The sequence below is a fragment of the Peribacillus sp. V2I11 genome (genome assembly GCF_030817135.1).
GTDB classification, from domain to species: domain Bacteria; phylum Bacillota; class Bacilli; order Bacillales; family DSM-1321; genus Peribacillus; species Peribacillus simplex.
This window is the reverse complement of record NZ_JAUSYW010000001.1, coordinates 1,723,982-1,736,451: the sequence shown is the minus strand read 5'-3', so window position 1 is coordinate 1,736,451 and position 12,470 is coordinate 1,723,982. Positions and strand designations below refer to the sequence as shown.

General features: G+C 42.4%; 9 protein-coding genes and 1 pseudogene. 6 read left to right on the top strand and 4 right to left on the bottom strand.

Features of this window, described 5'->3' with window-relative positions; genetic code table 11:
* Positions 1-248 precede the first annotated feature (248 nt).
* Positions 249-1,313 carry a M20 family metallopeptidase gene (locus tag QFZ73_RS08320; protein WP_251431434.1) on the bottom strand — a complete coding sequence of 355 codons (1,065 nt, stop codon included), beginning with the start codon at positions 1,311-1,313 and terminating at the stop codon, positions 249-251.
* A 163-nt stretch (positions 1,314-1,476) separates the two neighbouring features.
* Here QFZ73_RS08320 and QFZ73_RS08315 point away from each other — a divergent pair, with 163 nt between their 5' ends.
* The gene (locus QFZ73_RS08315) at positions 1,477-1,983 is read left to right on the top strand and encodes a general stress protein (RefSeq protein ID WP_251431437.1); all 507 of its coding nucleotides are present in this window, start codon (positions 1,477-1,479) and stop codon (positions 1,981-1,983) included.
* 66 nt (positions 1,984-2,049) lie between these two features.
* On the opposite strand, the gene QFZ73_RS08310 is transcribed toward QFZ73_RS08315, so the two are convergent.
* Together QFZ73_RS08310 and QFZ73_RS29140 are read right to left on the bottom strand one after the other, a co-directional pair.
* Positions 2,050-2,232, bottom strand: coding sequence for a hypothetical protein (locus tag QFZ73_RS08310; RefSeq protein ID WP_307265172.1), 183 nt, complete (start codon positions 2,230-2,232; stop codon positions 2,050-2,052).
* Positions 2,233-2,420: 188 nt separating this feature from the next.
* A pseudogene (locus QFZ73_RS29140) lies at positions 2,421-2,565 on the bottom strand (methyl-accepting chemotaxis protein); the annotation flags it as partial.
* Positions 2,566-2,824: 259 nt separating this feature from the next.
* Here QFZ73_RS29140 and dacB point away from each other — a divergent pair.
* Both dacB and bluB read left to right on the top strand, forming a co-directional pair.
* Positions 2,825-4,315, top strand: coding sequence for a D-alanyl-D-alanine carboxypeptidase/D-alanyl-D-alanine endopeptidase (dacB, locus tag QFZ73_RS08300; RefSeq protein WP_307265165.1), 1,491 nt, complete (start codon positions 2,825-2,827; stop codon positions 4,313-4,315).
* A gap of 1,005 nt (positions 4,316-5,320) precedes the next feature.
* Positions 5,321-5,962: a 5,6-dimethylbenzimidazole synthase gene (gene bluB, locus QFZ73_RS08295; protein WP_063235341.1), complete on the top strand. Its 642-nt coding sequence runs from the start codon at positions 5,321-5,323 to the stop codon at positions 5,960-5,962.
* Positions 5,963-6,159: 197 nt separating this feature from the next.
* Here bluB and rpoN read toward each other — a convergent pair whose 3' ends face one another.
* On the bottom strand, positions 6,160-7,518 hold the full coding sequence (rpoN, locus tag QFZ73_RS08290; protein ID WP_251431461.1) for an RNA polymerase factor sigma-54: 1,359 nt from the start codon (positions 7,516-7,518) through the stop codon (positions 6,160-6,162).
* Positions 7,519-7,901: 383 nt separating this feature from the next.
* Between rpoN and QFZ73_RS08285 the strand changes: the two genes are divergently transcribed.
* From QFZ73_RS08285 to QFZ73_RS08275, 3 genes are all read left to right on the top strand, one after another.
* Complete coding sequence (locus QFZ73_RS08285) at positions 7,902-9,227, top strand: aminotransferase family protein (protein WP_307265158.1); 1,326 nt, start codon at positions 7,902-7,904, stop codon at positions 9,225-9,227.
* 18 nt (positions 9,228-9,245) lie between these two features.
* A complete protein-coding gene (locus QFZ73_RS08280) occupies positions 9,246-10,679 on the top strand; it encodes an aldehyde dehydrogenase family protein (protein WP_373459002.1) in 1,434 nt (477 codons plus the stop codon).
* A 250-nt stretch (positions 10,680-10,929) separates the two neighbouring features.
* The gene (locus tag QFZ73_RS08275; protein WP_251431470.1) at positions 10,930-12,450 is read left to right on the top strand and encodes an aldehyde dehydrogenase family protein; all 1,521 of its coding nucleotides are present in this window, start codon (positions 10,930-10,932) and stop codon (positions 12,448-12,450) included.
* Positions 12,451-12,470: the final 20 nt, after the last annotated feature.

Sequence of the window (12,470 nt, the reverse complement as noted above, 5' to 3'; positions counted from 1 at the left end):
AAATGTAAATATATTATTTATTATGTCAGTATAAGCGTATTTTTGTTAAATAGTGTTGTTGTAATGGCGTATACTGCCTATTAAGGTAAAATACGGGCTCGTAATCCCTGGTTTTAAAGTCCCGCATATTTTGTAAAAAAGCAGCGCAATAATAGACAATTGAATGCCGTTTATTTTAGTAGGAGAGGATATTCGGAACATGAAAAAAGCCAACATCTATGTGATGCCGGCTTTTTTCATGATTTGGATTAATTTAAAGCAAATTCAGAAGCGAAATCGACTAGCATTTTTTGATAGACTGCAACCGATTCAAGATTGACGCATTCCCTATCTCCATGCCAGTTCTCACCTTTTGGTCCGAATTCAATGGCTGGGATATCATATGCCGCAAAAAAGACGGTATCTGCGGAGCCGTGTTGTCCAAAAATGACGGCGTCTTGCTTGGTGTTTCTTTCGATAATTGGGCGAAGCAGAGTGATGAATGGGTCGGATTCTTCTGTTTTTACAGGTTTACTGTACATATTAAGATGGACATTATTTCCTGTCACACTTTCGATCTGAGCAATGATATCTTCCATTGTTTGCGTAGGAAGATAGCGGATATCAAGACTTAGCAAACAGGCATCCGGTACCTTATTATAGACATCCCCGCCTTTTATTTTTGCTAGGTTAAGGGAAGGGGAAGTGTAAAGGGGAGTATGATCCCGGGTGAAAGGAAGTTCCTTTATTTTTTGATAGAGATCATAGGCTTTTTCAATCGCATTCACGCCTTCCCATGGACGGCTTCCGTGTGCCGATTTGCCGGATACTTCAATATCGAGACGTAGGGCACCCTTTGCTTGGAGTCCGATTCCCAATTGCGTCGGTTCAGCACAGATTACAAAGTCCCCTCTATAACCATGTTTCGCTAAATATCCAGAACAGTTCAACCCGCCAATCTCTTCATCTGATACGATCTGTAGCTGGATTTTCAAACCTAAGTCCTTATCTTTCAGTTCGGTAAATGCACACATCATCCCTGCAACTCCAGCTTTCATATCGGCTGTCCCGCGTCCATATAAGTTTCCTTCATGAACCTCAGGGAAAAATTGATCCGGCGTTCCGCTGACAACATCGACATGGCCATTCCAAATTAGGGTTTTATCTCCGCTACCAATCTCGCAAACAAGCATTTTATAACCGTTATTTACAATTACATTCACGGAAAGTCCTTGTTTTTTAAGCCAGTCCGCACAGTAATCAACTGCTTGGTTAGCTCCTTCTTTCGATGAACTGTCAATAGATACTAAATCTTTAAGTAACTCGATGAGCAAAAAGAAAACCTCCTAAAAATATGCATACTATTATTATATATACCCTTTCCAAGTAAGGGTTAACTCAAAAATATTTTCCTGTTAAATGACGTTTAGCCTTTTCATCCCCTGGGGTATGTAAAGGGGGAGCGACAATTTACATTCTTTAAGGAGGATGATAGATATGGATAAACGTATAATTGGTGTATATGAAACTGGAGAAGAAGCCATAAAGGCTGTTGAGTCATTACAGGCCCAAGGGTATAATCGTGAAGATATTTCAGTGGTAGCTAAAGATAAAGAAGAATTAAAGTCAGTGAATGAAGAAACAGGTACAAAAGTTGAAGAGGGGCTCGCAGCTGGAGCGGCGACTGGAGGTATTTTGGGTGGTGCGGCCGGATTATTAGCAGGTGTGGGTGCATTGGCGATTCCTGGAATCGGACCGGTACTGGCAGCTGGACCGCTTGCTGCAACATTAGCCGGAGCGGCTGTAGGTGCTGGTACAGGAGGATTGGCCGGTACATTAATCGGTATGGGCATACCCGAAGACGAAGCGAATCGTTATGAAGCGGATGTAAAGAGTGGCAAGCTGCTTGTGTTAGTCGATTTGGATGCGAGAAAATCCAGTTCTTCTTACTCAGGAATAACTGAAACCGATGAAACGCTAACGAACAGCAGAAGAACTCTATAAGTCGTAAGTAAAAAAGGACGGATCCCTTTAGGACCCGTCCTTTTTTTGATTAGAATGTGAATCTCTTTATTTCTTTGTGCATTTCCTGGGATAGGGCATCCAATTCACTAGCTGGGCATTTAATTGTTCCATGGAAACATTCGTTTGTTCTACGGAAGCAGATACTTCTTCAGTTCCAGCTGCAGTTTCCTGACTGATAGAGTTTAATTTTTCTGCATTGTTCGCCATCCGTGTGACCTCGTTCACCATATCGTTCATCATCCTTTTTATTTCGTCAAAATTGCTGAATGTGTTCGCGATAATGGATGCAATGTGATTGATTTTCCGTATCCGTTACAGAAGTATCCTGAAGCTGGATTTTTTGATTGACTTGATCAATCAAATGAACGTATTGATTGTATCGGTTTGCATGGCTTGAATGATTACAGAGATTTCTTTCAGTGAGTTTTCCGTCTGTTCGGCCAATTTCTTCACCTCATCGGCAACAACTGCAAACCCTTTTCCGTGCTCACCAGCCCTAGCTGCTCCGATGGCAGCATTCAGAGCGAGTAAATTCGTTTGGCCTGCAATCCCGCTTATGGTCTTTATGATCGCACTAATATCGTTGGACCGTGCATCCAAAGATTTGACTGCCGTACTCATCCTACTGGAAATCAGGGACGTTTCATTGAATTGTTGTTTTAGGCCTTGTGAAGCGGGGACCACTGATGGATTCCAAGGAGAGGCGGCCGAATAATCTGCAGTTTCCTGAGTATGAATAAACTAGTGGATCTTTTCTTTTTATATGACCGTAAAATGGACAAGATAGAAGTGGTGAGTTTTTAGAGTGGGAGTGATAGGTTTGACATATAAAAGGAAGTTAAGTTTTATATTCTTCCTGTTTTTGATTTGTTTTTTTGATGGAGAATCGATGGAGGCTGCTAATGAGAATGGAAACCTTGGGCAGGAAATTCAACAAATATTGAATGATTCGCAGGGATTGGCTGGGGCGTTGACGGGAATTTCCATCCGTTCAGCTGAAACGGGGGAAACGATTTATGAACGGGGGGCGCAAACGAGATTGCGGCCTGCTTCGAACCTTAAGCTATTGACTGCAGCAGCTGCGCTGGAAACTTTAGGGGAAGATCATACTTTTCAAACCGAACTATACATAAAGGGAGTGCAGGGTGGCCATGTTCTGCAGGGTAATGTATACCTGAAGGGAAAAGGAGATCCCACCTTATTGGAAAAGGATTTTGATGAGCTGGCAGCTTCACTGAAGCACAGGCAAGTTAAGCTTGTTCATGGGGATCTTATAGGCGATGATTCTTGGTATGATGATGTTCGCTATTCCCAAGACTTAGTTTGGAGCGATGAACAGGAATATTACGGAGCAGCAGTTTCAGCTTTAACCGCTTCCCCGAATGAAGACTACGATACCGGTACCATCATCTTGGAGATAACCCCTGGGGAAAAGGCTGGTAAAAGGGCAACGGTGAAGCTGAAGCCGGAAACGGATTACGTGAAGGTCATCAACAAAACGGAAACCGAACCGGAAGACGGCAATAAGAAAATTGAAGTCGAACGGTCTCATGGCACACAAGTCATAACGGTGACCGGGACCATTCCGGAGCATGCCGGTGTGACAAAAGAGTGGATCTCGGTGAAAGATCCCACAGAATATGCCCTGAGCCTATTTGAAAAATCAATGAAGAAACATGGAATTAAAGTGTTGGGAAAAAGGAAAAAAGGGAAAACGCCAGTAGGAGCGGACATGATTGCCACTCATCAGTCCATGCCGCTTTCACAACTGCTTGTTCCTTTCATGAAACTGAGCAATAACAGCCATGCCGAGGTTTTGGTGAAGGAAATGGGCAAAGAGGCAGAAGGGGAGGGAAGCTGGAAAGATGGTTTGAAGGTTGCTCGAAATCAGCTGAAGAGTATGGGTCTCAATATGCAAACGATCATGATGCGTGATGGATCTGGCATTTCCCAAGTCAATATGATTCCAGCGAATGAAATAACGAAGCTGCTGTATACCGTACAGGAAAAAACGTGGTTTCCTGCTTACTTGAATGCTTTGCCGATTGCAGGCAACGAAAATCGGATGGTGGGCGGCACTCTAAGAAAGAGGATGAAAGGGACATATGCAGCCGGGAATGTTCGCGCGAAAACAGGAACAATTTCAGGAACGAGCTCCTTATCAGGTTATGTAACGACCAAAAGGGGGGAAAAAGTCATATTTTCGATCATCTTGAATAATTTTGTAGAAGAAAAAGGCATCACGGCAGTCCAGGATAAGATAGCCGTGATGCTCGCAGAACAGGAAAACCTATTGGGGAGTGGCCTTTAATATCCATGGAAAGCTAAGTTTGAAGTTCAGAAAAATCTGCGAAAAACAGATCGGCATCTGCCAATTCAGTTTCTTCGGCAAACCCGAATTGGCAGCATACAGCCGATACGCCATTTTTCTTTGCTCCCTCTATGTCGGGTTTCGATCGCAGATCTGAATGGCGTATTCAATCGATGGCCATTGTAAATTGGATGTTATCCAATGCCAGCACCCTTCTTCTTAGTTTTTTTCATTTTATCTCCTCAAGGAAGGAATTTAAGGGAGGATGAATAGAAATAAGTAGTATAGGGGGAATGCTTATGAACTTTCCAACACTAAATGGATTGTATACGATTAGCAGTCTTATAGCTGAAATTCACGAAATTTCATAAAAAAATGATCTTTCTATATTTTGATCATAGATGGCGGGGGCAGGTCTTGAAAAAGGTCACTCACTTCCCGTATCCAAGCAGAATTTCCAGGTAGCACGGTCGTTCATATGGATGATTTTTATTTGCCATCATCGAATAGGGTTCATCTGCCTCCATCCCAAAAAGAGATGGGTGCGGATTATGATTGGGAACGGTTTATAACAAAATCCTAAAACCGCTTACAAAAGAGTGGGGAGCAAGGTATCAAAGATATGATTGGGAAACGGAAAACTATGGCCGAATGGCATGAGGTTCCTGCTGGGGGCCTTGTCATTATAGAAGGAACGCATAAAGAATTGGCAGGGTACCATGATTTCACTATTGGGGTGGAATATATGTCCCCGTGATCAGCGTTTGGTCGTGGCCTTGAGCAGGATGGTGAAGATGCGCGTCAAATGTGGGGGGATAATTGGATGGTTCATGAAGATCTCCATGTGGGCGCGCAAAGGCATGAAGAAAGAGCGATTTTCTTGTTGAACGGAACGAGCTGAATCCGGGGATTTCTGGAACTCGCTTTTAATTGTAAGGGTTTACCTATAAAATATACTGTATGTTTAGATAAATTTCTGGGGAGCCGGAAACATGGGGGGAAACTATGTTTACTAATGAAGAACAAGCTGCCGTATATAAAGCCATTTATAACCGAAGGGATATCAGGAGTTTTTTGCCTAAGCCCATTTCAAAGGATATACTCCGCAGAATTTTGGATGCTGCACATCATGCTCCGTCTGTAGGATTCATGCAACCTTGGAGTTTCATCGTGATTTCATCACAGGAAACCAAGAACAGTTTGGCATGGGCAGCGGATAAAGAAAGAAGGGCACTCGCTATTCATTATGAAGGAGGTAAAGAAAATAAGTTTCTTAGTTTGAAAGTGGAAGGGTTAAAAGAAGCACCATACACCATTTGTGTTACATGCGACCCGACACGGGGCGGCTCCCATGTTTTAGGGAGGAACTCCATTCCGGAAACCGATATCCTATCCACAGCCTGCGCGATTCAAAATATGTGGCTTGCTGCCTGTGCGGAAGGATTGGCAATGGGATGGGTAAGCTTTTATAAGAAAAATGATATTCGTGATATTTTGGAGATTCCGCCGCATATAGAACCCGTCGCACTCCTGTCGATTGGATATACGGATCAATATCCGGATAAACCCATTCTTGAACTTGCTAATTGGGAGAAAAGAAGGCCGATGGATGAACTTATTTTCGAGGATAAATGGGGGAATAAATAAAACTATTCAAAACTCGTTTATTAAGCCCCTGGTTCAGGGGTTTTTTGTTGTGAGGAAATGATTTTTTAACAAAAAAATGAAATGAAGCAGTGAAAATATAGAAGACTCTTACGAAAGATACATCCTTAGTAAGAGTCTTTTAAAATACGTTATTCCGTAATGTGGACACAACATGAAAAACAAAATTTGGTTTGATTTTAAAATCTGCGCCGTTTTGAAGATCCCGGTATACCGAGATCTTCACGGTATTTTGCAATAGTACGGCGGGAGATCTTCGTCCCTTCATTTTCGAATATTTGACAAAGTTTTTGATCTGAAAAGGGCTTTATTTTATCTTCATCGGCAATCAATACCTTTATTTTTTCTTTGATGGTGGTCGATGATTCGGTTGCTTGGCTGTTCACGCGGTTTAACCCTCTAGTAAAGAAGTTCCTTAGTTTAAAGAGGCCATGCGGAGTCTGGATATATTTATTGCTCGTCGCCCTGCTGATTGTTGATTCATGAAGCTGAAGTTTTCCCGAAATGTCCTTCAATGTCATAGGTTTTAATCCCGTAATTCCCTTCATGAAAAACTCTTGCTGCTCGTCCACGATTGAAGCTGTCACTTTGTAAAGTGTCATTTGCCTTTGTTCGAGCCCTTTTAAAAGTAATTGGGCATCATTTATGTGCCCTTTTATATAATCTTTAGCTGGATTAACAGGATTCATAGCGATTTGGTTCTTGTAGTAAGGACTGATAGAAAGTTTAGGTGTGCAGCTATCGTTGACCGTTATCAGAAAACCTTCTTTTTCTTTTTCCACGTAAACGTCCGGAACGATGTAATGAGTCATATCATTGGAAAAGTGACTGACGGGACGCGGGTTTAACGTACGGATGAAATCCGAGGCCTCTTGTACTTCCTGAATGGTCACTTGGTGAAGCGCGGCAATTTTCCTGTAGCGTTTTTCTGCTAAATCAGTTAAGTGCTTTTTAACGATCTTATACGCCAATTCATGGCGATACTCATGCTCACGCAGCTGAATGAGTAAACAATCGGTCAGATCTTTAGCCCCGACTCCAATTGGGTCAAGGGACTGCAATAATTGAATCATACTTTCGATTTCGTCCACGGATACGGAAAAATGCGAGGCAGCCCATTTAGCATCCAATTCAAGAAATCCATAATCATTTAAGTTCCCAATCAAAAATTGGAGAATCTTCATTTCAAATGCTTTCAAACTTAGTAAACTCAATTGTTCCAGTAAATGGCTTTCCAGTGTTTCTGTGTTGATTGAATAATTGTTGATTGGGTTGTAATCATTGTCCCCGTTGAAACTTTTACTTTTAGAGGACTGTGTCAGAGAATTTATTTTATGTGTACGAATGCTAGATTCAGAAAGTGATGCGAGGGGTTCTTTAAAGCTTATTTCGAGAACGGGATTTTCGTGTGCCTGCCGGTTTAGGAAATCCATTAGTTCATGTGTGGAATATTGAAGGATATTGATCGATTGCTGTAATTCTGGGGTTAATGACAATTTCAAGGTTTGTTTTTGGTACAGTTCAAATCCTACCTGCATATATATCAACTTCTTTCGTTTAGATTAACATAGCGGCTCAAAAGGAATGAAAAAATATTAACATGATAATAATACAAATCTTCCGAAAATTCAACATCGTGTGTCAGGTTTTGTAACATCATTTAGGAAATAAAGAGGGGGATTCGAAAAAATACTTGTAAATTAGTATTTAATCTAATGAATGGAAACTAAATGATTCAAATGTGAATCGAATGATTCATATAAGAATCAACAGGCACTCCTATCGATTTATATATGAATCATTTTAACTTGAATACCTTTAATATAAGGCTCATATAATTTGGCATGCATCTTGCTATATCTATAAATATAAAAATAAACTAGCTTGAAAAAATCCATTACATGAGAAGGGTGTTTTTTACATGATTAAAGAGAAGACGGGTATTCAGGAATTAATCGATCTGGATAAAAAGCATTTTATTCATCCGACTACGGCAATCGAACAACAGCAGGCTGATGGTCCAAGTTTCATCTTTAAGGAAGGGAAGGGAATATATCTTACGGATGTCACGGGCAGGACTGTCATTGATGGCATGGCTTCACTTTGGAATGTGAATATTGGACATGGACAAGAAGAGATGGCTGATGTCGCGAAGGAACAAATGGCGAAGTTAGCTTTCACCTCAAGTTTCGCCACTTTCAGCAATGAGCCGGCAATCCGTTTAGCGGCCAAAATCGCTTCCATCGCGCCTGGGGATTTGAACGCAGTTTTCTTCACTTCAGGTGGATCGGAATCAAATGATACGGCTATCAAACTTGCTCGTCATTACTGGCTTTTGAAAGGGCAGCCTAACCGTCAAAAAATCATTTCCCGCTCGAAATCCTATCATGGAGTGGCAATGGGAGCTACAAGTGCGACTGGCTTGAAGCTGTTCCGGGACTTCACGAATTCAATCGCACCGGATTTTTACCATGTGGACGGTTCCTCCATTGAGGAGTTGCGTAAGGTCATAGAACAGGAAGGACCAGAAACGATTGCGGCATTTATCGCTGAACCGATTCAAGGGGCAGGTGGCGTGAATCTTCCTCCTGAAGGCTATTTTAAGGAAGTAAGGGAGATTTGTAATGAATACGGCATTTTAATGGTGACGGATGAAGTCATTACAGGTTTCGGAAGAACAGGGACTTATTTTGGGACTGAACACTTTGGTGTTGTACCTGATATGATGTGCTTTGCAAAAGGTGTGACGAGCGGATATGCACAGTTAGGCGGGGTCGTCCTGAATGATAAGATGCATCAGGATTTCATTGCCCTTTCAAAAGGTACGCTTTTACACGGCTACACATACAGTGGCCATCCTATGGCTTGTGCGGTTGCTTTGAAAAATATTGAAATAATTGAACGTGAAAATCTTATAGAAAACTCGAAACAGCGTGGTGAAGAGTTGCTTGCCGGCTTTAAGAAGCTTCAAAGCAAACATCCGATTGTTGGTGATGTTAGGGCACTGGGACTAATTGGTGGCATCTCCATCGTAAAGGACAAACAAACAGGCGAAGGCTTTGAGACTCAGCTTGCTCCAAGACTGGTTGCTGAAGCGGCGAAGAATGGTTTAATTTGCCGGTCTGTTACGTTTGATCAAGATACACTCGTATTCGCACCGCCTTTAATCATTACCAAATCGGAAGTCGAAAGAATAATTGAAATCCTGGATGAGACATTTACTGCTGTCGAAAAAGAAATTTTATAAGAGGTGAAAGTGATGGTCATGACGGAAACGCTGAAAAAGAAATTATTCATTAATGGTAAATGGCAAGAAGCTGAAAAGTTCACGACACTAAAGTCTCCCTATAGCGGGGAAGTTCTGGCGGAAATTCCTTCAGCAAGCCTTGAAGATGTCGAGTTGGCAATAGAATCAGCCTATCAAGCTAGAAAAACAATGGCAGCTTTACCTAGTCATAAACGGGCTGCCATCCTTGAAAAGCTCGCTAGTCTATTGGAAAGCCGCAAAGATGAGGCAGCTGAAATTATTGCTAAAGAGGCAGCGAAACCGATTAAAACGGCAATGGTTGAAGTATCCCGGACGATTGCCACATATAAATTTGCAGCAGAGGAAGCAAAAAGGATTCATGGAGAAACATTGACGATGGATGCCACAGCTGACGGAGAAGGAAGGATCGGATACACCGTCCGTGAGCCTCTAGGCGTTGTGGGTGCAATTACGCCATTTAATTTTCCGATGAACCTGGTTGCCCATAAAGTAGGCCCTGCCATTGCTGCGGGAAATACACTTGTCCTGAAACCTGCTAGCCAAACACCACTATCTTCGCTATTTCTTGCTGAACTATTAGCCGAAACGGATTTGCCGACAGGTGCGTTTAATTTAGTCACCGGAAGCGGTTCTGTAATTGGTGATAAATTAGTCACCGATTCACGGGTGAAGAGCATTTCATTTACTGGTAGTCCGGCTGTCGGAATCGGGATCCGTAATAAGGCCGGGTTAAAGAAAGTGAGTCTTGAACTAGGTTCGAATGCGGCTGTCATCGTTGATAAAGGGATCAATATCGATAAAATCATCCAACGCTGTGTATCGGCAGCATTCGCTTTTCAAGGGCAGGTCTGTATTTCCTTACAGCGCGCATATGTTCATGAAGAGGTATATGATGAGTTCGTCAAAAAATTCACAGAAGCAACGAATGGCTTGAAATTAGGAGATTCTTTGGACCCGTCAGTGGATATTTCGGCATTGATCAGCACTGGTGATGTACAGCGAAGCCTGGATTGGATCGGTGAAGCTAAACAACACGGTGCAATTGTTGCAGCAGGAGGTAAATCTGAAGGGAATATCCTGCATCCCACTGTGTTGCTGGAAGTGGACGCAATGCTTAAGGTATCTTGTCAGGAAGTCTTTGCTCCCATTGTTTTGATCAATAAAGTTTCGTCCGTTGAGGAAGCGATTGATTTGGTCAATGATTCCGAATTTGGATTGCAGGCCGGGATTTACACAGAAAATATCAATCTGGCTCTTTCTGCCGCAGAAAAATTGGAAGTCGGCGGTGTTATCATTAATGATATCCCAACTTACCGTGTCGACAACATGCCATATGGCGGAGTCAAAAAAAGCGGAACGGGCCGCGAAGGGCTAAAATATGCCATTGAAGAAATGACGGAAATGAAACTGGTCATTATTAACCGAAATTAATCAAAAAAGAGATGGGCAGCTGCTCATCTCTTTTTTTTGAGCTGCGGGTTTATTTTTCTATGAATCTTGAAAAAGATTGAGATGAAGGATTGCCCATATGTTATGCAAAAATGAATAGGTAATTCACGACTGAATTTAAATGAGGCAGGAAAGGGCAAAAAAACGAGAGTTACCTAATATTTCAAACTGGCATGAATCTTGCTCATATCTTATATATAGGTAGATAACTTAAAACCGAGGAGGAATTTACATGCAGGAAACTTTACAAAATAATACGAAAAAAGAAGGGACGGGAGCACTGGACTTAAAGATGTTCATCAATGGGGATTGGGTGAATTCGACTTCAGGTGAGAAGAGGGATATATTGAATCCGGCCACGGGGGAAGTTATTGCCCAAGCTGCGGAAGGAACACAGGAAGATGTGGATGCAGCGGTCGAGGCAGCAAAATATGCTTTCTATGAAGGGGGTTGGTGGGGAACTCCTGCAGTGGAAAGAGCGCGCATTTTATTCAAAATAGCCGACAGAATAGAAGAAAAAGCTGAAGAACTGGCTGCGTTGGAAACATTGGATAATGGGAAACCATTGCGTGAGGCTCGTTATGATATAGCGGATTCAGCAGCCTGTTTTAGATATTATGCAGGTTTGGCTACAAAACCGACAGGTCAGACTTTTGAAGTTCCTGACGGCCAGCAAGCGATGGTCGTAAGGGAACCGATCGGTGTATGCGGGCAGATCGTTCCATGGAATTTCCCTCTAATGATGTCAGCCTGGAAACTTGCTCCAGCGCTTGCTGCAGGAAATTCCGTTGTGTTCAAACCATCTGAGATTACTCCGGTGACAGCGGTCAAACTATTTGAAATCATGGATGAGGTAGGATTGCCAAAGGGTGTCGCAAACCTTGTGTTAGGAGCGGGTCCAGTTGTGGGACAAGCCATTGCTGAACATGAGGAAATCGATAAAGTAGCCTTCACAGGAGGAACGGAAACAGGACGTAAGATCATGGAGGCTTCACTGGGTAACCTAAAGAAAGTGACATTGGAGCTTGGCGGGAAATCGCCTAATATCGTATTTGCGGACTCTGACTTTGAGACTGCCGTTGATTATGCTCTATACGGGATTTTCTGTAATCAAGGACAAGTGTGTTCAGCAGGCTCCCGTTTACTGTTGGAAGAGTCCATTTACGATCAGTTCATTGCAAGTCTTACTGCGAAGGCGAAAAAGATCAAAGTAGGCTCAGGTTCTGATGAAAACAGCCAGATGGGACCTATCGTTTCAGAAGCCCATATGAACAAAATATTATCGTATATCCAAATCGGAAAAGAAGAAGGTGCCAAAATAATCGTCGGTGGAAATCGAATTAAAGAAGAAGGCTTGGATAAAGGTTACTTTGTCGAACCTACTATTTTTGTTGATACGACACCGGACATGCGGATCGTGCAGGAAGAAATTTTTGGACCGGTGCTTGTCGTTCAAAAGTTCAAGGATGAAGCGGAAGCTCTTCGACTTGCCAATGATACGAAATATGGTTTAGCGGGAGCGGTGTTCACGAATGATATCGCAAAAGCTTACCGTGTCATTAAAAAAGTGCGTGCCGGCATCACGTGGATAAACTCATATCATCCGACTTATAACGAAGCTCCTTGGGGAGGGTTCAAGCAAAGTGGAAATGGACGCGAACTGGGAACTTTCGGTTACGAAGCTTATACGGAAGTGAAGCAAATCAATAACAACTTGGATATCCAGCCAACAGGTTGGTTTGATGAAGAGTAAATAGCTTGATAAAAAGGCTG

What these genes read in the sequence shown, in the direction of transcription:
- QFZ73_RS08315 (WP_251431437.1), top strand. Translation starts at nt 1,477, where the DNA reads ATGGATAAACGTATAATTGGTGTATATGAAACTGGAGAAGAAGCCATA.
- QFZ73_RS08310 (WP_307265172.1), bottom strand. Translation starts at nt 2,232, where the DNA reads ATGGTGAACGAGGTCACACGGATGGCGAACAATGCAGAAAAATTAAAC.
- bluB (WP_063235341.1), top strand. Translation starts at nt 5,321, where the DNA reads ATGTTTACTAATGAAGAACAAGCTGCCGTATATAAAGCCATTTATAAC.
- rpoN (WP_251431461.1), bottom strand. Translation starts at nt 7,518, where the DNA reads ATGCAGGTAGGATTTGAACTGTACCAAAAACAAACCTTGAAATTGTCA.
- QFZ73_RS08285 (WP_307265158.1), top strand. Translation starts at nt 7,902, where the DNA reads ATGATTAAAGAGAAGACGGGTATTCAGGAATTAATCGATCTGGATAAA.
- QFZ73_RS08280 (WP_373459002.1), top strand. Translation starts at nt 9,246, where the DNA reads ATGACGGAAACGCTGAAAAAGAAATTATTCATTAATGGTAAATGGCAA.
- QFZ73_RS08275 (WP_251431470.1), top strand. Translation starts at nt 10,930, where the DNA reads ATGCAGGAAACTTTACAAAATAATACGAAAAAAGAAGGGACGGGAGCA.